The sequence below is a fragment of the Ectopseudomonas alcaliphila genome, from assembly GCF_900101755.1.
In the GTDB taxonomy this organism is placed as follows: domain Bacteria; phylum Pseudomonadota; class Gammaproteobacteria; order Pseudomonadales; family Pseudomonadaceae; genus Aquipseudomonas; species Aquipseudomonas alcaliphila.
Genome location: NZ_FNAE01000002.1, coordinates 518,897 through 539,869, shown reverse-complemented (window position 1 = coordinate 539,869; position 20,973 = coordinate 518,897). Strand labels below are relative to the sequence as shown.

At 62.8% G+C, this 20,973-nt stretch carries 15 protein-coding genes; 3 read left to right on the top strand and 12 right to left on the bottom strand.

The genetic code is table 11. The features are described 5' to 3' along the window. Positions 1-102: 102 nt before the first annotated feature. Positions 103-1,527: an HD domain-containing phosphohydrolase gene (locus BLR77_RS11220; protein WP_074677748.1), complete on the bottom strand. Its 1,425-nt coding sequence runs from the start codon at positions 1,525-1,527 to the stop codon at positions 103-105. 101 nt (positions 1,528-1,628) lie between these two features. Here BLR77_RS11220 and BLR77_RS11215 point away from each other — a divergent pair, with 101 nt between their 5' ends. Continuing rightward, a complete protein-coding gene (locus tag BLR77_RS11215; protein WP_074677746.1) occupies positions 1,629-2,408 on the top strand; it encodes an alpha/beta fold hydrolase in 780 nt (259 codons plus the stop codon). 69 nt (positions 2,409-2,477) lie between these two features. Here the strand turns inward: BLR77_RS11215 and BLR77_RS11210 are convergent, their stop codons facing one another. The 9 genes from BLR77_RS11210 to BLR77_RS11170 all read right to left on the bottom strand — a co-directional run bounded on the left by BLR77_RS11210 (position 2,478) and on the right by BLR77_RS11170 (position 17,636). Then, the gene (locus BLR77_RS11210; protein WP_074677744.1) at positions 2,478-4,061 is read right to left on the bottom strand and encodes an aldehyde dehydrogenase (NADP(+)); all 1,584 of its coding nucleotides are present in this window, start codon (positions 4,059-4,061) and stop codon (positions 2,478-2,480) included. Between the two features lie 468 nt (positions 4,062-4,529). After that, positions 4,530-5,900: an exopolysaccharide Pel transporter PelG gene (pelG, locus tag BLR77_RS11205; RefSeq protein WP_074677742.1), complete on the bottom strand. Its 1,371-nt coding sequence runs from the start codon at positions 5,898-5,900 to the stop codon at positions 4,530-4,532. After that, positions 5,901-7,427: a GT4 family glycosyltransferase PelF gene (gene pelF / locus BLR77_RS11200; RefSeq protein WP_074677740.1), complete on the bottom strand. Its 1,527-nt coding sequence runs from the start codon at positions 7,425-7,427 to the stop codon at positions 5,901-5,903. It abuts the gene before it with no gap. Beyond that, positions 7,424-8,413 carry a HEAT repeat domain-containing protein gene (locus tag BLR77_RS11195; protein WP_074677738.1) on the bottom strand — a complete coding sequence of 330 codons (990 nt, stop codon included), beginning with the start codon at positions 8,411-8,413 and terminating at the stop codon, positions 7,424-7,426. The genes pelF and BLR77_RS11195 overlap by 4 nt, the downstream gene beginning before the upstream one ends. After that, entirely contained in the window at positions 8,391-9,758 is a 1,368-nt protein-coding gene (locus BLR77_RS11190; protein ID WP_139202948.1) for a PelD GGDEF domain-containing protein, read from the bottom strand. The genes BLR77_RS11195 and BLR77_RS11190 overlap by 23 nt, the downstream gene beginning before the upstream one ends. 5 nt (positions 9,759-9,763) lie before the next feature. Beyond that, entirely contained in the window at positions 9,764-10,282 is a 519-nt protein-coding gene (locus tag BLR77_RS11185) for a penicillin-binding protein activator LpoB (protein ID WP_074677734.1), read from the bottom strand. A 27-nt stretch (positions 10,283-10,309) separates the two neighbouring features. Beyond that, on the bottom strand, positions 10,310-13,912 hold the full coding sequence (locus tag BLR77_RS11180; RefSeq protein WP_074677732.1) for a tetratricopeptide repeat protein: 3,603 nt from the start codon (positions 13,910-13,912) through the stop codon (positions 10,310-10,312). Next, positions 13,887-16,658 carry a bifunctional glycoside hydrolase/polysaccharide deacetylase family protein gene (locus BLR77_RS11175; protein ID WP_083366060.1) on the bottom strand — a complete coding sequence of 924 codons (2,772 nt, stop codon included), beginning with the start codon at positions 16,656-16,658 and terminating at the stop codon, positions 13,887-13,889. Before BLR77_RS11175 ends, BLR77_RS11180 begins: the two co-directional genes overlap by 26 nt. Before the next feature lie 372 nt (positions 16,659-17,030). Next, positions 17,031-17,636 (bottom strand): glutathione S-transferase, encoded by a 606-nt coding sequence (locus tag BLR77_RS11170; RefSeq protein WP_074677730.1) that lies wholly within the window; start codon positions 17,634-17,636, stop codon positions 17,031-17,033. A 223-nt stretch (positions 17,637-17,859) separates the two neighbouring features. On the opposite strand from BLR77_RS11170, the gene BLR77_RS11165 reads away from it, so the two are divergent. After that, the gene (locus tag BLR77_RS11165) at positions 17,860-18,327 is read left to right on the top strand and encodes a MarR family winged helix-turn-helix transcriptional regulator (protein ID WP_074677728.1); all 468 of its coding nucleotides are present in this window, start codon (positions 17,860-17,862) and stop codon (positions 18,325-18,327) included. Positions 18,328-18,332: 5 nt separating this feature from the next. Here BLR77_RS11165 and BLR77_RS11160 read toward each other — a convergent pair whose 3' ends face one another. Both BLR77_RS11160 and BLR77_RS11155 read right to left on the bottom strand, forming a co-directional pair. After that, on the bottom strand, positions 18,333-19,349 hold the full coding sequence (locus BLR77_RS11160) for a zinc-dependent alcohol dehydrogenase (RefSeq protein WP_074677726.1): 1,017 nt from the start codon (positions 19,347-19,349) through the stop codon (positions 18,333-18,335). After that, on the bottom strand, positions 19,346-19,798 hold the full coding sequence (locus BLR77_RS11155) for a PaaI family thioesterase (protein WP_074677724.1): 453 nt from the start codon (positions 19,796-19,798) through the stop codon (positions 19,346-19,348). The genes BLR77_RS11160 and BLR77_RS11155 overlap by 4 nt, the downstream gene beginning before the upstream one ends. A gap of 220 nt (positions 19,799-20,018) precedes the next feature. Here BLR77_RS11155 and BLR77_RS11150 point away from each other — a divergent pair, with 220 nt between their 5' ends. Continuing rightward, entirely contained in the window at positions 20,019-20,930 is a 912-nt protein-coding gene (locus tag BLR77_RS11150) for a LysR family transcriptional regulator (protein ID WP_074677722.1), read from the top strand. Positions 20,931-20,973 lie beyond the last annotated feature (43 nt).

Sequence of the window (20,973 nt, the reverse complement as noted above, 5' to 3'; positions counted from 1 at the left end):
GAAATCCTTTTCCATTCGAGGCCATCATGGCCGCGAGGCAGGGTACGCATCTGTATGCCAGGCCACAACCTCGACTATCTCCTCCAAGCCTGAAGACGCGGCTTAGATCACGCCCAGCGTCAGCGCCTTCAAGGTCGCCGCCGCGCGCGTCGAACACTGCAGCTTGCGGAACACGCTCTCGACATGAGTGCGCACCGTGCTCGGGCTGATGCCCAGGTCGCGCGCCACTTCCTTGTTGCTGGCTCCGCTGCTGATGCGCTGCAGAATCTGCGTCTCGCGTTCGCTGAGCAGGCCGTTGCCAGGTTTGCCGGCCAGCGGCGCCTGCTCGCCATGCGCGGCGCTGATCACCGCCTGGCAGGCGCGTGGGTCGAAGCGCCCCTGCTCGGCTTCATCCAGCAATACGCGGGCGGCCTGCTCATCGCTGAAGGCAGCGCGCCAGGGGCGTTCGCCACGCAGCGCCAGCCAGGCCAGCGCGGCGCTCAGCAGACGGTGTTCGGCCTGCAGGGCGTCGCCACTCAACGAGCGGAAATAGCCGCTGCCATCCAGTCGTTCGTAGGCATGCGCAGCCAGTTGTCCGGCTTCGTTCAGGCCGCCGATCTGGCTGCAGGCGCGGTGCGTCCAGTAGGGCACCAGGCGCACCGCTTCGAGGTCACCATCGAGCAGCGGGCCGGGCGTGCTCCAGATTCGATTGGGCACGGCCGCCCGGCCCAGGCCATGGATCAACGCCGCCTTGGCCAGCAGTTCGATGCGCGCTTCGGGCAAGCCCCAGAGCCGAGCAGCGTCGCGCACCAGGCTCGCGGCCTGGCGTGAATAGCCGGCCAGCCAGGGCAGTTTGAGGTCGATCACATCGCCCACCAGGGTCAGGGAAACCTCCGCCCCTTCGACAGGCTGCACGCCCTCGGGGGTGCGCAGCGCTTGCAGCCAATCCGCGGCATGGCGGCTGAGCAGGTCGACAAGAGCAGCGGGATAACGGCGATCACCCTGCACGCCGATCCACTCCAGCGCCGCGTCCAGGCCGTGGGCCCGCGAGAGGATTTCCAGATCGCCCGCCAACACGACCTGATACACCACCGGAGGGACATCGGGGTGACGCAGGCCCAGCGGGCGGCCGCTGCCGTCGAAGCACTCGAAGATATGGCGCAAACCTCGCTCGACCTCCACGCCCAGCGCCAGGGTGCGGGCGATATCGCCGGCGATCTCGCAATGCACCTGGGCCAGCGGCGTGGTGCGCAGCATGGCACGTTGGCCGGCAGCATCCAGGGTTTGCGCCAGCATGGCGCGGCGACCGCCGACGTCGTCACCGAGCAGACGCATGAAGCCATCGGCGTTGGCGGTACAGCCGGACCAGCGCAGCAGCGCCACCTGCCGGGCTGCATCGATTTGCGCCTGATCACCGCCACCGGCCTGCACCAGCCATTGCGCCAGGCGCGCGGTACGCCGCGACTGATCGATGGGCTGGCCCATGCTCAGATCGCCGACCATGGCCAGTGCCAGCATGACGTCTTCCAGCGCGACGGCGTCATTCACCTTGCAGCTCTCCTTTATTTGCAGGCCTCGGATAAACGACCGATACCGAGACACCGGCGCATTATCGACACTGAACTCCCCCAAGCACAGGAGATTCAATCATGTTCAATACCAAGCCGCTGATCCTCGCCATCGCCCTCGCCATCGCCAGCCCCTTCTTCGCAGTCAGTGCCCAGGCCGCCGACGCCAAGCCTTCGGTAGTTATCGTTCACGGCGCCTTCGCCGACGGTTCCGACTGGGCCAAGGTCGTGCCGCTGCTGCAGGATAAGGGCATCAAGGTTACCGTGGTGCAGAACCCGCTGACCTCGCTGGCCGACGACGTCGCCGCCACCCAGCGCGTGCTGAACAACCAGGACGGCGACGTGGTACTGGTCGGCCACTCCTGGGGCGGCACGGTGATCAGCCAGGCCGGTAGCGACGACAAGGTGCGCAGCCTGGTCTATGTCGCGGCTTTCGCGCCGAATGCGGGCCAATCCACCGGCGAGCTCTACGGTGGCTATCCCACCGCACCGGGCTCGAGCCAGATCGCGGCCGACAAGAACGGTTTCCTCTACCTGACGCCGCAGGGCATGGCAGCCGACTTCGCTCAGGATCTGTCGGCCGAGCAAACGGCGATCATGACCGCCACCCAGGGCCCGATCCGCGCTGCAGCCTTCGATGACCGCACCAGTGTCGCGGCCTGGAAGCAGAAGCCGTCCTGGTACCTCGTCGCCAGCGACGACCGCATGATCGTGCCGGAGATGCAGCGCGACTTCGCCAAGAAGATCGCTGCACAGACCACCGAGATCGCCGCCAGCCACGTGCCGCAGCAGTCGCGTCCGGGCGATGTGGCCAAGGTGATCATCCAGGCAGTGGAAAAAACCCAGGCCGCCGCCAAATAAAGACGCAGCCGCCTGAATGAACAATGCCGCACCCTCACGGGTGCGGCATTTTTTGTTGCAGCGCTCCGGTCAGCTCAGCGCATCGCGACTGTGCACGCCATCGACCAGGCGCTGGATACCCAGCGGGTTGGCGTTCTGCAGTGCTTGCGGCAGTACCTCGTCCGGGTAGTTCTGATAGCACACCGGGCGCAGGAAGCGGTGGATGGCCAGGGTGCCGACCGACGTACCACGGGCGTCGGACGTTGCCGGGTACGGGCCGCCATGGACCATGGAGTCGCACACTTCCACACCCGTCGGATAACCGTTGAGCAGCACACGACCAGCTTTGACTTCCAGCAGCGGCAGCAGATCGCGGAAGGCCATGAGGTCGTCACGCTCGGCGATCAGGGTGGCGGTCAGCTGGCCGTGCATGCTCTGCAGGGCACGGGTCAGCTCGGCGCTGTCGGCGACTTCGACGACGATGGTAGTCGGGCCGAAGACTTCTTCCTGCAGCAGGTGGTCGCCTTCGAGCAGCATGCTGACGTCGGCCTTGAACAGCTGTGGCTGCGCCTGGTTGCCGGCTTGCTCGTTACCCGCCAGATGAGTGACCTTGGCATGGTCGTTGAGCTGCGCGACGCCACCGGCGTAGCTGCGCAGGGTGCCGGCATTGAGCATGGTCTGCGCCGGCTGGGCACCGATCGCATCGGCCAGGCCCGCGACGAACTCACTGAACTCGGCGCTACGAATACCGATGACCAGGCCCGGGTTGGTGCAGAACTGACCACAGCCCAGCACCACGGAGCCGGCCAGCTCCTTGGCCACGGTGGCGCCACGCGCCTTCAGCGCGCCCGGCAGGACGATCACCGGGTTGACGCTGGACATCTCGGCGAACACCGGGATCGGCTGCGGACGGGCAGCGGCCATGTCGCACAGGGCACGACCGCCTTTCAGCGAACCGGTGAAGCCGACGGCCTGGATGGCCGGGTGCTTGACCAGAAGCTCGCCGACACCGCCGCCAAAGATCATGTTGAACACGCCCTTGGGCATGCCGGTTTTCTCGGCCGCGCGGATCACCGCATCGGCCACGCACTCGGCAGTGGCCATGTGGCCACTGTGCGCCTTGAACACCACCGGGCAACCGGCAGCCAGGGCCGACGCGGTGTCACCACCGGCGGTGGAGAAGGCCAGCGGGAAGTTACTGGCGCCGAACACGGCGACCGGGCCGACACCGATCTGGTACTGACGGATATCCGGGCGCGGCAGTGGCTGACGATCCGGCAGGGCGCGGTCGATGCGCGCGCCGTAGAAGTCGCCACGACGCAGCACCTTGGCGAACAGGCGCATCTGGCCACTTGTACGACCACGTTCGCCCTGGATGCGGGCAGCCGGCAGCGCGGTTTCGCGGCAGACCAGGGCAACGAAGTCGTCACCGAGGGCATCGATCTCGTCGGCAATGGCCTCGAGGAACTCGGCGCGGCGCACGGCCGAGAGGTTGCGGTAGATCGGGTAGGCAGCAGCGGCGGCCTGGGCGGCAGCATCGACTTCTTCCGGCGTGGCCTGGATGAAGGTATAGGGCAGCGCTTCACCGCTGCTGGCGTCGAGGCTCTTGTGGAGGGTGGTGCCGGCGGCGCGGCGCTCACCACCGATGTAATTGTGGCCAGTCAGACTCAGCATGGCGTTCTCCTGTCAGTGGATGGCGAACAAGGCGCCACCGGGACATTGAATGAGACCCGGCTGCGGTGCCGGGATGCACAACCGCCTGCGCAGTTGTAGGACGTATGATAAGTGACAACCTAACCTTTTGTCCCCCCATACGAACGTAGAAGCCGGGCTTAAGTTGAAAATCTTTTTCCGGGAATCCGCGACAGGCCAGGTAAGACAGATGCGCACGTTCATCACGCAGAAGAGCGGCAGGCACACCAGACGACGGCACAGGGCCGCAAGGAGGCGGCGCCACGCTCGAACCTGCTCGTTCGGCAGGTCAGGTAGGGATTGCGCTCACCCAGCAACGACGGCATACGCCCCCGCCGCCAGAGGGCCGGCACGGCCAGCGGATTATCAGGAGCAGGCAACGCACTGCGCCGTGATCAACCGGGGCCTTGAGACTCCCCGGCTCAGGTGCAGGGCCTTGCCCAGCCGCGGTCAGCGGCTAAGCATGAAGGTTTCGAACTCGAGATCATCAAGCGCCTCGTTGAGACGATACAACCCGAGGAGTACGCACAGCAGCAGCGACAGGGTGAAGCCATAGCCGAAGAAGGTCGGGCCAAGCATCTGGCTGAACAGGGTCAACGCGCCGTTTGCCAGGACGAAGAGAACGCAGAGTTCGAGGACGATGGCACGCTTGTCCAGATAGAAGAACACGTTGAGCAAGGCCATGAACACCACCTGAATGCTCACGCCTATCACGTCGATGTAGAACAGCGGCAGGTAGTAGTGCGAGATGCCCAGCCAGGACAACAACTGCGGCGCGAGCAGGAATAGCAGAACCAGGGTCAGCCCCTGAACCTTGCAGATCTCCATCAGGCCCTGGCGAATCGCCAGGATCATCTGCTCCTTGAGCCAGCCGATGTGCTGCAGGGTTTCACCGCCGCGGATCGCGTCATAGACCCGCTCGTACCATTCGGCGAAGTCCGTTTCGATACGCACCAGGAACACCGCCATGCCGGGGATGATCGACAGGTAGGCAAGGAAGATCGGCAGGTCATAGAGGATCGAGGCCCGCAACGGGCCGATCACGGCTTCGGAAGTCGAGGGGTTGAACCAGAAGATGAACTTGTCGATCCAGATGCCCAGGTTGTAGCAAAGTCCTGTCAGCAGCAGGCTGCCGAACACCTGGCGACGCTTGAGAAAATCGAACGCGACCAGGCGCTCGGCCGGGTACTCGCGCAGGATGTCGAACAGGAAGATGAACAGCAGGCTGGAATGACCGATCAGCAGGCCCAGCAGCAAGCCGTCGATATTCAGAAAGCGCAGCAGATAGGCCGAGGCGACCATCAGCGAGTAGCCGAGAAACATCACCCCCAGGATGCGGTTATAAGCCTTCATCCCCGACAGGAAGATGATCACCAGCCAGAGGTTGCACAGCACCACGAAGTTGGCCATCACCAGCAGGCGATAGGTAAACGACTGATCGAACAGCAGGCCCATCACACAGACCGCCAGCAGCCCCGAGAAGATCGTCACCAGCAGCAGTATCCCGATCAGATTGGGCAGGATCAGGTCCAGGCGCCGCTCGAACAGCCGGTCGGAGACGAAGCGGGTGAAGAACAGCTGCAGTCCGCCGGTGAGAATCAGCGACGTGGCCATCAGGTACGTCACGGTGACCAGGAACTGACCGATCAGCGTTTCCGGCAGCACCGCCCCCAGGCTCAGTACGCCGATGAGCATCACGCTGATGATCGACAATACCCAAGGGCCGGAACTGATCAGGCCGGCATACAGGTAGGCGCGCATCGTCGATGTGTAGGAGTCCTTGGACAGGATCTTCCTCAGTTCAAATCCTATACCTGCCATTTACGCGCTCTCCGTGCCTTCGCGGTACAACTCGCGGTAGCGCGCGAGCATCAATTCTTCGGTGTAGTAACGTCGCACGCGCTCCAGGCCGACCGCCTGAGCCGCCTTCCAACGCTCGGGATTGCGTAGCAGCGAGAGAATGGCGCGCGAGGTGGCCTGAGGGTCGGCGATGGCTACCACTTCACCCGCCGAGCCAAGCTGGCGATCTTCCTCCGTGGAGCCCTCGACCAGCTCGCGACACGAGCCGACATCACTGGTCACCACCGGCGTGCCGGCCGCCCAGGCCTCGAGCACCACCAGCGGCTGCGCCTCACTGATCGACGTCAGCACCATTACCCCCAGTTGCGGCACGACTTCACGCACCTGGCGGAAGCCGAGAAAACGCACCTTGTCCTGCAGCCCCAGACTGGCCACCAGGCTGTGGCACTCGGCCGCGTAGTCCGGATCTTCTTCTTCCGGCCCCACGATCCAGCCTTCGGCTTCGGGTATGACGCTGACCACGCCACGAATTGCACGGATGAAGGTTTTGACGTCCTTGATCGGCACCACCCGCCCAACCAGGCCGGCCACCGGCGGCACGCCTTCTGGCCGGCTGAGTAGTGCCTGATCCCAACTGGCCAGATCGATGCCATTGGGGATGACCCGAGTACGCTCCTCGGGAGCGCCGTCGAGTACCTGGCGCCGCCGGTTGCCCTCGTAAAGCGCGATGATGGAGTGTGCAGATCGATAGGTGATCAGCCCAATACGCTCGAAGAAGCGGATCCACAATCTGCGGATGTAGCTGACCTCCGCATCGAGACCGGTGCTCAGGCGCTCGTCGGGGCTTTCGGCGATCCAGCCCGCTTGTGCCAGATCGATCTTGCGTTCCTTGGTATAGATGCCGTGCTCGCTGAGCAGGTAGAAGCAGTCCCAACGGCGCTGCAGGACGCTGCCCAGCATGCCCGCATACCCGGTAGAGATGGAATGCAGCATACGCGCGCGCGGTAGCGTTCTGGAGACCTCGGCCAACATGAACAGCGGCGCCTGCATGGAGCGCAGCGTCCAGAAATAATTGACGAACGACGGATCGGCACAGTGCTGCTTGTAACCCTCGACGATGGCTTCCCAGCTGGCGCGACTTTGCAGGAAAGCCTCACGCCCGATTCGACCGGCAGCAAGAGTGTCTACGAACGCATCACCCTGGTCCGCGCTGGGCTCTTCTGGGTTGTGCAGAAAACGGTGCACATCCTGCATCAGCTCGGCTAGTTCCTGACTCGAACTCGTACTGGTCGTGGGAATCGAGCTCCAGGCATCTTCGAGGAAATGCTCCTGAATGTGCACCACGTTATCCGGGATGGCGTAGTGGCGCTTGCCGTAGGCCTCCTTCTGCCCCCCGATGAACAGCACCGAGAAGGTCAGTTCCGGCAGCCCCAGGATCAGTTGGTTGATCCAGCTCGATACCCCCCCGCGCACGTACGGCCAGGTTCCCTCGAGCAACAGGCAGACATCGACGCTCTGCACGTCAGGAACAGCAGATTTCTCACTCATAACCAATATCTAGCCAAGGCCGCGAAGGGGGGACGTTGCAACAGTTCGGCCGGCATCGTCGCCAGCATTTCTGGAATTTCCTCATAGCGTTGACGCAAAAACGCGATTTCAGCCCGATACGGCGCCAATTGCACCGCATCCATCCCGGCCAGCGCCGACTGGTCGAACTGCGCCAACGCCTCATCGAGATTGCCCTGCTCCATGGCGATGCGCCCGGCAAGCAAGTGCAGTTCGCCACCCGAGCCACCCTGCAGCGCCGCCATCACATGGCTCCAGGCCTGCTGCAGCACGTGCTCCAACACACTGCCCTGGGCCAGGCCGACATAGGCGAGCTCCCAGTACCAGCGCGCCAGTTGCCCATGCAGGGCGAACTTACGGTCCGTGCTGGCGCTCTCCATATCTGCCAGCGCACGCTCGATACGCTGGTTGATTCGGCTTTCACGCTGATCGAGCATCGAATAGGCCAGCAGGCGAACATCGTCAGATGGATCGCGCAGCGCCAGCTTGAGAATCGGGATGGCCTCCTTGCTGCGCATGCGTCGTGTCGCGAAGATGGCCGTCAGACGCTGATCGGGGTCGCGCGCATGGCGTAACACATCCTGCAGCCCGCCATCGCTGAACATCAGCTCACGCTTGCGCTCGCGCGGCCGGAAAGGCAGCTCGGGAACGGCAGTAGCCTCCCAGGACTGCACCTTGCGCTTGCGCGGCAAGTAGAGGGCCGGAAACAGCGCCAGCGCTACGCCGATCATCCCAATCAAGGGAATGAAGAACGAGACGCTGAAAATGAACAGCGGGCTCCAGGGCAAGGGGTAGCGATAGCGGCGCGGCAGCAGCAGCCAGATCCCTGCAGCCAGCATGGCGCTTCCCAAGCCATGAGAAGAGGCATAAAGCAACGCGGCCTGAGGTACCTGGAGATCGCTGACCGCACTGGCCCAGCTCCCGACCTCAAGCAGCGCGGCGCCGCTAAACAGCCACTTGCTGATCATTCAATGCGCACTCGTTGAAGAGGAAGTGTCTCAATGCATCACGCTCATCACCTCCCTCGAACAGGAACTGATGCGTCTGTACGCCCAGCGAATCGAGCTCTCGGCCCTGGCCAAAGCGCTCGGCAAAAAGCTGCCGCAAACGCACCAGATAGCCAAGCGAGCCCTCGCCCGAGGTCAGCGGCAAAAGCACCAGCACAAGGCGATTACCACGGCTGTTGATAACCTTCAGCTGTACATCAAGACCACGCTGACTCGCCTCCAGCAGTCGCTGGATCTCTTCTCCGTTTTCCTCGGAGAGCTCGAATGCAAACAGGCTGGCCGGCAAATCGTGGTCGCGCGCATCGGTAAGCGAGCGCTTGAGCAATTGCGAGTAGTGCTGGGCATCGGCGTCCGGCAGCTGCAGGGCCTGGGCATCGCTCATCAGCAGATCGGCGACATGCCCGGCCAGAATCGCCAACAGACTGAAACTGCGTTCGTGGAACATGAAAAATGGCATCTGCTGAATCGCCAGCACGGCCAGAATGCGGTCTTCGGTATCGATCAGCGGCACACAGACCTGCAGCGCGGAATGCCGCGCGCCCTCTCCGCGATCCAATACCTCGGAACGTACGCTGACCAGCTCACCGCGCTGCAGGCACTGGCGCAACAGCACATCGTTGCCGTTCAGCTCGCCCATTTCCCCCAGCGTGGCCAGCGCTCGAGGGTCGACATGACCGTTGTCCATGACCCGATAGAGCCCCGCCACTCGCAGCGCGCCATATTGGGCAAGCAGGGAGATGACCGTATCGGCCAGGGTCTTCAGCGCATCGCGATCACCCGGCAAGGCACGCAGCTGTTCGCGCAGGCTGAGCAGTGAGCTGCGCAGACTCTGATCGTTGCCCGCTACGCGTTGCTCCAGGCGGTCATGCGAGATGCGCAGAATATGGTGCGAACGGGTAAATTCATCGAGCCGCAGCTGGCGATATTCGTTGGCCAGACTGAGTCGCTCGAGACGGCGCTCCCAGATGTCGCGGAACTCACCCACCAGCATGCTGCAGAGCAACATGCCGACGATGAAGGACGCCGGGATATCCAGATAGAGCGCCCACCCCGACAGCCGAAACACGAACAGCGCGGCAATCAGCAATGCGGCACTGAACAGCCCCTGCAGGAATCCGTAACGAACGCCGAGCAGTATCGGTACGAGAATCATCCAGGGGAACGACGCCACCACGAGCAGGGGGTCTTCCGGCGATAGCCAGTAGCCGAAACCTAGAGCGAGGAGGCTCAGCAGGCAGGTTTCCCACCAGGACACACGGCCACTGGCCCTCGGCGCAAGTATGAAATCCTTATGGGCAGACTGCATCGTCATTACTCGAAGTCGAGGTTGCCGACCAGCTCACGCAGCACCTTCTGCGCTGCCCCCGCCAGACTCTCGCGCGACCAGCCCGCACGAGCACCACTGGAGCTCCAGACCACGCGACCGGTGGCCGGCTCCAGCACCTGCAGACTGAGGCCTACGGCGGGCTCACCATCGAGGCCATTCTTGTACTGCCACTCCTCGACGCTGCCCGTGATCACATAAGCCAGGCGCTGCTGGCGCGCCCAGTCGAGTGCCTGGATCTGGCGCTCGCGATCGTCCTGCAGCAGCAGGTCCTGCCGTGGCGGCTGGGGATACATGAGCGGACGTACGCCCTCCTCAGCCAGAATGCTGATCAGGATCTGCTCGGCACGCTCACCGGCCTGCGGAGTCTGGGCATAGTTGACCAGCGGCGCCACGCCCCAGGAGGCGTCACGCGGCAGTGTCTGACCACTTTCGCGGGTGAAGCTCGAGCACCCGGTAGCGAGTGCTGCAATGACCGCCAGGGTCAGGCAACGGATGATTTGCATCGTCATTCCTCCTTTGAGAATCCTTGCTTAGCGCCCAAAGCGGGTGCTGTAGGTAATACCCATGGACCCGCCGGCATCACCTTCTCCACCACGGGGAGCGGATTGATAGCCAAGGGTCATAGCCAACTCGTCATCACCGAACAACTCGACGCCAACACCCACGCTGATGCCGTAGTTGAACTGCTTTTCCGTCCACTGCCAGCCGGCAATGGTATCGACCATCCAGGTGAACTGCGGTCGCGTCCGATTCAACGCACCGGGGAAGCCGCGACGCCAGGTGCTGGCGACATACACCTGACCATAGCGATCCTGCATGAGCTCCTCGCCCAGAATCGTCGCCCCCGGGGTGGTATCGAAGGGTATGTAAGCGCCTCCGTTCGCGCTCAGAAGCTCACGGGGAATTTCGCTCTCGACGCTGTTCTTCTGGTAATCGAGCCCGGTGCGCAGCAGCCAGGAGGGATCGTCGAAGAACAGCATGTGCCCCCACTCGACGGATACGCCATTGCCCGTGCCGAGCGCATCGCCGCCTCTCGAACTGTAGCGGCTGTGAGTGATCGACCAGCTCAGCTGGTCACGCGCGGAAAAGCCGTGCTGACCTCTCAGGCCCAGGCCGTCACGCATACCCAGGGCGCGCAATAGCCCGGTGTCTTCGGCTTGCCTGTGCCAATCCACGGCGAGACCCAATTCGTCTCGCGAACTCAGGCGCCAGGTCCGCTCAAGCCCCAGGCCATGACGATCATCGTCATCGCGCAGACTGCTGTCGAGGTACAGGCTGAGGTCGCCATCGGAGAGTTCTCGACGGGTATGCAGCTTGAGATTGCGCTCATTACCCAGCACCGCGCTGTCCAGGTTGGCGCTGTCATAACGCATTTGATCGAGCTGCAGATCGGCATACCAGTCGTCGCCCAGATTGCGCGCGACGCGCAAACGAGGCCCGGAGATATCCAGGTCGCCGAAGTCCATCTTGTGCCAACCCAGCTGGATGCCCTGCGGTGAGCGCTCCAGCATGCCGGTGGCCTGATAGAGCAATTGCTGGCGAATGGACGCTGGCTGCTCGTCACCCTGGGCGTTGAGCGCGGTGGCCAATGCCTCGCCGTCATGCCCAAGACGCGCAAGAACCTCGACCTGATGCGCCACGTCCAGGCCGCCGTGCTGGAGAAGACGCTGCATCTGCTCGCGGTTATCGCTGCGTAGCGCCTGCTGAATCTGATCGTAGTTGCCTGGCTCAAGGCCACGCGCAGCCCCCCACGCCAGCCAGTCGTCCTTGAGCGCCGCCTGGTTGCCGGCGTCCAGCCGCTCGAGGAAATGTTCGAACCAGAGTTGCAGCGTCGCCTGCTCGCCGTTCCACAACTGCCTGGCCTGCGCCAGCGAAACCAGCGAGCCCTGGCTACCGGCGAGCAGGCGCAGGTACATGGCATACCCTTCCGGCGTCGCGATGACCCGCGTACGGTCCATGTCCTTGAGCAATTGACGACGCAGGCGCCAGGCCAGGTCGGCATAACCCGCAGCCTCGGCGGCATCGGCGTAAGCAGCCAGCGCCAGGCGATCGCCTGGATTGGACTTGAGGTGCTGCCGGAACCAGAGCAAGGCCTCACGTGTGTTGTTGAGCATCATGTGGCCGGTCGCATAGGGCAGCCACAAACGACTGTCAGCGACGGCCCGTGAGCGCCATTGCGGCAGCAGCGCTGCGAGCACATCACGCTGAGCATTGTCGATGTAGAACCAGAGAATGCGCTGACGTACCAGGTTGTCTTCCGGGAACTGAGCCAGGGCCTGCTTGTAGAACTCGTTGGCCTGATCGTATTGTCCGTCCTGGGCTGCGAGCGCTGCACGGGCGAGCCAGTAGTGCGAACTATCACGGCCCGCCGACGACTGCTCCGCTTCAGCCAGCAGCGTTCTGAGCGTATCCCAGTCACGCAAGTTTTCGGCCAGCTGCAATGCAACGGTCAGCCGCGCCAAGCTGCCGGTACGCCTCCAGCTATCGACGAGAATCTGCAGGGCACGACGCGGCTCCTGGTCCCAGTAGATCCGTATCAGACGATCTTCATCGTCCCTGCCCAGCGGCACGTCGAGAGCGACCAGGCGCTCGTATGCCTCGCGGACATCGGCATCACGCTCGAGCTTCCAGGCAAGGTCAGCGCGCAATTGCCAGTATTCCGGATCATCCGCCGCGCTCGCATCCGCAGCGCTCAATACTGCCCACGCCCGCTCCGGCTGAAAGAGGTTCCAATGCACCTTGGCCCAGCGGATACGGTCTTTCGTGGTCAGGCTCGTGCGCTCAGCCATGCTGGTCCAAAGCTCGGCTTCCTTATCGAGCTGCTGGGTGTTCTCCAGCAGCATGCGCAGGCGCTTGCGGGCAAACAGATGATTGGGATAGCGCTGCAGGTAAGCTCGCAGCCAGGACTCCGCGTCTTCAGGGGTACCGCGGACTTCATGGCTGTATACCAGCGTGTCCACCTCCAGATCCGTCATCTGTCGCTGACGGTCGATGGCCGAGAGCGTACTGACCACCTGATCGAAATCGAACAGCTGCAATGCGTAGCGCCAGACACGCTCACGCATTGCCGGGTCTTCCTGATGAGCCAGCATCTGCACCCAATAGTTCAATGCCTGCTGCGTATGCCCGGTCCATTCTGCCAGGCGTGCCAGTTCAGCCATCAACTCGAAATCATCGGGTGCCTGCGCCAGCAGCTGCGGTCCGAGCTGCCATGCGCGATCAATGGCGCCGGATGCCAGGCTGAGGCGGAAGTCGGCATTGAGTGCCCGATGATCATCGGATTTCAGACTCAACCAGTGCTGGATGAAGATGTCGGCAAGATCGAAGCGCTGCCCCGCCTGAGCAGCGTCCACGCCTTCGGCCAGCCAATCCAGCGACTCCTGCTCGGCATTCAACTCACCTAGATGCTGAGCCAGCAGTTCCGCAGCCTGTACGGAGTGGTTGGCGGCACGCAGTGCGTTGAATGCTTCACGCAAGTGCTCGACACGCTTTTGCGCATCCGGCTCCGCCTCAGCCAACTGCACGTAGAGTTGCGCAGCCCCACTTTGGTCATTGTTAGCCAGACTCCACAGGGCGGCCTCGCCAAGCCAGTGAGTGCGCCGTGCAGCATCACGCTCAGCGAGTTCCCTGTAGGACGCAACGGCAACATCCAGACCACCGATCTCCAGTGCGTAACGCGCCGTACGCTCCAGCATGGAGTTATCCAGGTCAGCAACGTGCAGCGTGCGCAACTCATCGATCAACTGCGCACGCTGCGCCTCGCTGATCCCTGCTGGATCGGCCTGGGCCCGGAGGATATCCAGCATCACGACATAGAATGGCGTAACGGTCGAAAGGCGGCCTTGCAGCTGTTCGAGGTACTCACGGGCACGCTTGAAGTCACCGACCTGAATCAACTGATCGATCAATCTCAACCGCAGCTGGTCATCTTCAGGGTGTGCCTTGATCAGCAACTCGGTATAGCTGATGGCAACAGCGTCAGGGGCGGAGTCGGCAGAGGGGAGAAATACGTCCTCACTCTTATAGGAAAGAGCCAGCAGCGCAATCACGAAGAGCGCGACAAGCACGATCATCCATGGGTTGAGCAGGCGCGTCTGGCGCTCGCGTTTACTGGTTGCAGATAAGCTTTCCATCTCTCACCCGCTTCATTGGCAACTCGAAGTGCCAGATACCATTGTCAGCCTTCGCCTGAAAGCGACTCCCACCCACCTGTACCTGACACGCCTTGTTCGAACGCACACTGAACGTCAGTGGGAACTCTCCCTCGAACGAAAACGTGACATTTCCATCATCGCTGTATCGCCAGGCAGTCAGCGGGATGTTGGCCTCTTCCAGAGACGGGCGTGGATCACGCGTTTCGCGCAGCACCAACACAGCCTCCGCCCCGCTGAGATGCACGTAACGGCCCTGAGGCAGGTCTCGCACGCCCGCGACGCCTTCGGAGCGCGACAGATCGGGCCAGCCCAAAGCCGGGTCGAGACGCAGCGTACGCATACCCACGAGCCCCCTCACCAACCAAGCGCCATCGCTACGCTTGGCCAGACTCGCTCGGTAAAGGCCCTCTACCCGCTGGATGTAATCGCTCATCCACAGCGACAGCGGCTGGCTGTCGACCATGGCCTGATAGGTCTGCTTCATCACGCGAATGGAGGCCTGCTTGGTCCCCGAATAGAAGTGGTAATACAGGTGAAAGCCACGCAGCCGTCGCGGGCTATCCGTCAGCGCGAATGTTTCCTGCACACCACGGAAGCCGTAGTAGGGGCCCGTCCACAGGTTCGTATAGACGTTCTCGTTGATCACCGGCGCGTAGAAGTGCAGGCCCCCGGAGGTCGGACGAATCAATGGATAGAGGCCGGTCAGAGAAGGGTACGCATTGGTCAGAACCGTGTTGCCGCCGTTGACGTTGGGCAGACCGCTGTCATACGCCAGCTTGAGCGTCTCGGCACTGGGCATGGCATCACCCGACCAGAAGATCATCTTCACCGGCTTCTCAGGCGTGGTCAGGCGCTGATTGATGTAATCGCGCGCGCCAACGACCTCGCGCTGCATGTCCAGCGTCTTGTAGCCCGGAATGGCCATCATGTAGCCGTACTGCGCCTCGAAGTCCTCACGTTGGGACGACTTCTCGGGCTGCCAGAAGAACGGGTGACTGTAGGTGTGGCTGGCGACTTCGACCTTGGGATCGGCAAAGATCTTGCGGGCAATCGGCTCCAGCTCGCGAGCCAGGTGTGGATACATGCCCTTGGGACCGACCTCGCCTTCGATGACCGAAACCGAAGTCAGCAACGGATAGGGGGTGATGAAATCGTCCAGTACCTGAATGCCGGAGTAAGGCGTACCGGTCACCTCAGCCCGCGAAACGAAACCGTCGCCATCCAGGTGCACGGTGGCGATACGCCGACCGTTTTCAGTCGTGGTGTCAGGTCTTGGTATGGGGGGCAAGGCAAAGGCGCGCTGAAGGAAAGCGAACGGGTCGACGATCCAGCGACGGTGATCCATTCCCTCTTCGAACACATAGGGCGTCAGCGCAAAACCGCCCCAGCTGCCCGTCGCAACCGGCACATAGCGCTTATCGCCACCGCGTAGCACCACGGCTGCCTGAGTGACTTCCGGGTCGGTAACCGTCAGCGCTGGCAACTCTCGGGTACGCAAGCGCATGGGCGCCTCAAACCCGCCGATCAGCGCCGCATCATGCGACTCCAGTACCGCGTCATCGCTAATTGGCTGCGACAGGGTGCGAATGCCAAGACGACTGAGCAGGCTGTCGTTGTCCAGCGGCAGGCCGGAAAAGAACGCCAGCGGAACCTGTTCATCGAGCCGCTTGTTCAGCCAATCCTCGAAGATATCGCGCTTTTCCGGGGCGCCACTGGTCATCCATACCACGACGCCGGCATACAGTCCCTTGAGCGAGCGCTGCGGCAGCGATGCGTCCGCAGGCCAGTAGTCGACGCGATAGCCCAGGTACTCAAGCAGCCCGCCAAGATAGATATGCCCCGGGTTGTCCTCGACCTCGCCTTCCCGTGGGTCGTAGACCAAACCGATACGACGTGGCTGGACCTCGATGGAGCTCATCCCCAGCGCATTCAGTGCAGGCGAAGTAATGTAGGGAATAAAGCCCTCACGAACCAGGCGAGCCGCAAGCTCGCGAGACTCCTCGCGCTGCTCTGGGGGCAGGTATTCGATTGCCACGACCGGAATGCCTTTTGACCGGACGGCATCGAGGTGCGGCAGCAACCAGTCGCGATCACGCTGAGGCACCCGGCGATAACCGCCACCTGCAGCGTCCCACCCAGCGTAAAGGGACTCTACGGCTACGGCAGAAGCCACGCCCGGCAGCTCAGGCAGAACATCGAAGCCCCGATTGAAGAACAGCTTGAGCTCGGGCTCGCGACGATGCATCTGCTGCAGAAGACTCTTCAGGGCCAGGCGCTGCGGCTCCTGAACGGCTTTGGGTTGAAGATGGAAGCTGTCCAGCGTATCGAGAAAAACGCCGTCATAGCCTTGCCGTTTCAGAGCACTGGCTCGGTCAAGAAGATAGTCGCGCCAGGTGGATGCCTCGAGATCCATGACCTGGCTATTCCAGGCACTGTTTCTGATGGCACTGGCAGCGCCCTTCAGCCCGGCTGCGACGAGATCACCGTCGTATTCACCTACCGACAGGTACGCGAACACGGTGCGGCCCTGGGCCTTGAGATAAGCGAGGTCGGAAGCGGAGACATGCCCAGGCTCAACAACCACCCAATCGAACTGCGAAAGCTCGGGTAATGGCGGCTCGTCGGCGTACCAGAAAGCCACACTGGAGGGCTGGGCAAATGCTGTACTAGCGAAAAACGCAACGGCCAGGCTGAAAAGCCCGGCTATTCCCTTTGAGAATTTCAACTGATCAACCCACTGAACTGGAAAGCGCTTGCACGCCTACATCTCACAGAAACCTCTGGCGAGGCGTCCCCCTGTCACGTACTGAAACTCTAGTCGAGCCCTGGACCTGGAGCACAATCGTGACGCTTATATGTGTCGGCATTGAATCAGTTCAATCGATTTGATGTCAATTTTTTGATCACAAAAGCAGATGGACGGAGAAATACAGATTAATCGTCAATTAAACGTCAAATTCAGCCATTAGAAACGCCTGAATAATGGCACAATGATGTCGCAAACAGAACATATTACGTCAAAGATGCGACGCGATTTCATCCAATACAAATGCCAGGCTGGCCAGCGCATGAAACCCGCCACACCAGCGCGAAACACTCACACCGGCGCGCTGGACCGCATGGAGTCCCGCTGGGCGAAAGCCTGCTGGAATGCAGCCAAACCAGGGTGACTGACGCGCCAGTCGATGTCGGCGAAGCGGAAATCCAGATAGCCCAGCGCACAGGCAACGCCGATCTGCGCCAGATCGAGTGGCCCCTGCAACTGCCCGACCTGGCGCTCCAGTTCCGCCAGCGCTCGCTGCACCTTTCCCAGTTGCCCATCCAGCCAGGCCGACCATTGCAGCTCGGCCGGACGCACGCCGCGCTCGTAGCGAGCCAGCAAGGCCGCGTCCATCAGACCGTCGGCAAGGGCGGCCAGGCGTAGCACCTGCCAGCGCGCGGCGCCCTCCGGCAGTACCCTACGCCCCTGATGGAGGGTGTCGAGGTATTCGCAGATCACCCGGCTGTCGTACAACGCCTCACCGTCATCGGTCAGCAGCACCGGAATCTTTCCCAGTGGATTGCGCGCGTTGACCTTCTCGTTGAGGGTGGTCGGCAGCACCGCGGTATCGAGCAGTTCGATTCGCTCCAGCAGCCCGGCTTCATGGGCGAGCACGCGGACCTTGCGGGCGAAGGGTGAGGCAGCGGCGTAGATCAGTTGCATGCGCGTGTTCCTGTGTCGTGTTGTGAGGAGGCTGGTGCAGGCCTTAGAGCATGTTCAAAGTCTGCTGCGCGTCGGCACTGCTGCGTTAAAAACAGGCTCGGAATGCTCATTTACACCTGTAAACTCCGCTTCCTCGCCTGCTTTTGCCTTGCATTGCTCTAGCTCGCGAGACTTTGAGCAGGCTCTTAGGCTGTGCGTCACTTCAATCCAGCGCGAATATCCCATGGTCATCGAGAAAAAGATCAATACCGCGTCCGTGAACCTCAAGTCGCTGGATCCACTCGACCACGGCCTCGAACTACTGCATTTCGGCTTCCGCGGCCTGACGGTGGCGGCAGACCGCTTTCTCGAAACCCACGGTCTTTCCCGCGTCCATCATCGCATTCTGTATGTGATCGCCCGCAGCGAGGCAATCAGCATCGGCGAACTGGCCGCCACGCTGGGAGTGAGCAACCAGGCGCTGCACCGCCCGCTGTCGCACCTGTTCGATCAACAGCTGGTGCAGTACAGCCGCGAAGCGGGCCGGCATCGCTTCAAGCTGCTGGCCCTGAGCGATGCCGGCACGGCGCTGGAGGCCGAGGCCACCGAACTGGAGCGCCGCACGCTGCGCGATGCTCTGGCCAGTACCGACAGCGATGGCCAGGAGGCCTGGCGGCGGGTGATGCAGGCACTGGCCGAACAGCTCAACTGAAGGCATCAGGTGATGCGCTCGCGCACCACGATACATTTGGTCAGCGGCTGAATCAGCGCCTGCGGCGCCTCCTCCCACCCCACCACCTGCGGATTGACCAGCAGCGGGTCGCAACGGCCGCTGTGCACCAGATCGAGCACCTTGGGGATATGCTGCTGCACGCTGCAGGCACCGACCGAGAAGGTGACGTCACGCAGGTACATGTCGAACAGCGGAATCTTCGGATCGTCGAAGATGATGCCGATGCATGAGCAATGCCCGCCGGGCGCCAGCGCCAGCAGACCGCGCCGCAGCGCCTGATGATCGCGAGTGGCGGAGATCACCAGGTCATAGCTGCGATCGAGATCGCGCCCACCCAGATCGACACCGGCACCACTGCGCGCGGCGAGCTGCTGGCGCAATGGATGCTCGTCGAGGTAATCCACGCTGCCCGCCCCGGCAGCCCGCGCCATCTGCACGGCAAGCACGCCGAGGCTTTCCGTACCGCCGACCACCAGCACGCGGGCGTCCCGCCGCGTGGCCAGCGGTCGACTGGCGGCGACCCAGGCATCGGTGAGGTTGTCGCTGGCGCTGGAGACGGCCACGGGGTCGAGCCCTGCCGGCAGGGGCACCAGCATCGCGTCGGCGAACGGCACCTGCACCAGCTCGGAGAACAGCCCGCCCCAATGCCCCCCGGCCGGCACACCGTAGGCGGCCATGCGCGGTACCGCCGTGCAGGCGCTGGAGCGCCCGGCCAGGCACTGGGCACAGGTGCCACAGGCAATCTTCCAGGGCACCGACACCAGATCACCGCGGCGTACGCTCTGCACCGCCGAGCCTACTTCGAGTACCTCGGCCACGCATTCGTGGCCCAGCGCGAAAGGTGGCTTGAACGGCGTAGTGCCGGCGATCAGGCGCCGATCCAGGTCGCAGGAAGCCGAGGCGATGGGCCTGACCAGCGCACTGACCGGGCTGGCGAGCAGTGGCTCGGGCGCCTCGACCCAAGCCAGTTGGCCGGGGCCCTGAACGATGAGTTCCTTCATGCCTTGGCCACTCCGATGACGAAAGTGGTGGTGGCCTTGGCGCACAGCTTGCCCTGTGCATCGTCGATCTGCGCGTCGCAGATCGCCAGGCTGCGGGTGCGTTCGACCATCCAGCCGCGCACCTGGTAGGTATCGCCCGGACGCAACGGACGTACGTACTTGACGTTGAGATCCACCGTCGAGTGCGGCACGTCCACCTCCAGGGTGGAGAACAGCGCCAACGCGGCAGCGCCGTCCAGACAGGTAGCGGCGAACCCGCCATGCACGGCGCCGGCCGGATTGAGGTGACGCTGGTCCGGGCGCCCTTCCAGAACGATGCTGCCCGCCTCCACCTGCACCGCGCGAATGCCCATGGTCTCGCCGATGGAGGGCGCCGGCAGGTCGCCGCGAATCAGCGCTTGCAGGGCCTTCAGGCCCGACGTCGCGGGCAACGAGGTGAAGTCGTTCATGACGGTTCTCCTGGGGATGGAAGCTGGCACGGGATCGGCTCGCAGATGTTCGTACGGTAGTCCTGCCACCCCATCACATCAACACTGTTTAACTGACAAAGGGGCGGGCATTCCAGACATTTACCGATACGCGAGACCTGCAACCAAAGTCGCAGCGACGCATCGCCGCTCGCCCATGCGGATACGGCACAATCAGCCATCGCAGGAAAAGGACAGGCCGATGCTGATCGATGAAGAACTGACTCTGAAGAAGCTGGAGGTCTTTCTCGCCTTCATGCGCAGCGGCAACCTGGCGCGTGCCGCCAGCGAGCTGCAGACCAGCAATGTCAGCGTGCACCGCGCCATCCATTCGCTGGAGAACGCCCTGCGCTGCCCGCTGTTCAAGCACGAGGGGCGCAACCTGATCCCGCTGGAAAGCGCCTACGTGCTGGAAGAGAAAGCCCAGAAGCTGATTCACGACGCCCAGGAAATGGTGCGCCTGACCCGCGAGGCGGCGGGCTTCGGTGCCGAGCGTTTCAAGCTCGGCTCGCTCTATTCGCTGACGGTGAAGACCGTGCCGCAGCTGATCATGGGCCTGAAGCTGCGGCGCAGCGAGCTGAACATCGATCTGGTGCTCGGCTCCAACGTCGACCTGCTGTACAAGCTGAAGAACATGGAACTGGATGCCATCCTCATCGCCCTCGACGACAGCGTCAGCGACCCGGACTGCGAGCAACTGGCGCTGTTCTCCGACGACATCTTCCTCGCCGCGCCCAACGATTCGCCCTTCGCAGGGCAGGCCGAGGTGGATCTGGCCGATCTGCGCAACGACACCTTCATCACCCTGACCCAGGGCTACGCCACCTTCCGCGACGGCGAGCGGGTGTTTCAACAGGCCGGCTTCGAGCCCAAGGTGGCGATGCAGGTGAAGGACATCTTCACCCTGCTCAGCATGGTCAGCTCCGGCGTCGGCTATGCCCTGCTGCCGGGCCGGGTGGCGGCGGTGTACGAGAACCGGGTGAAACTGATTCCGCTGCAGGCCAAGTACCACCTGCAGCAGCATATCGGCGTGGTGTTTCTCAAGGCCAAGGAGCGCGACCCGAACCTGCTGGCGTTGCTCGCCGAATGCCGCATGTATAGCCGGCAGTCGTAGGGGCATTACCACACCACCAAGAGTGAACTTGCCTGCCTAGATG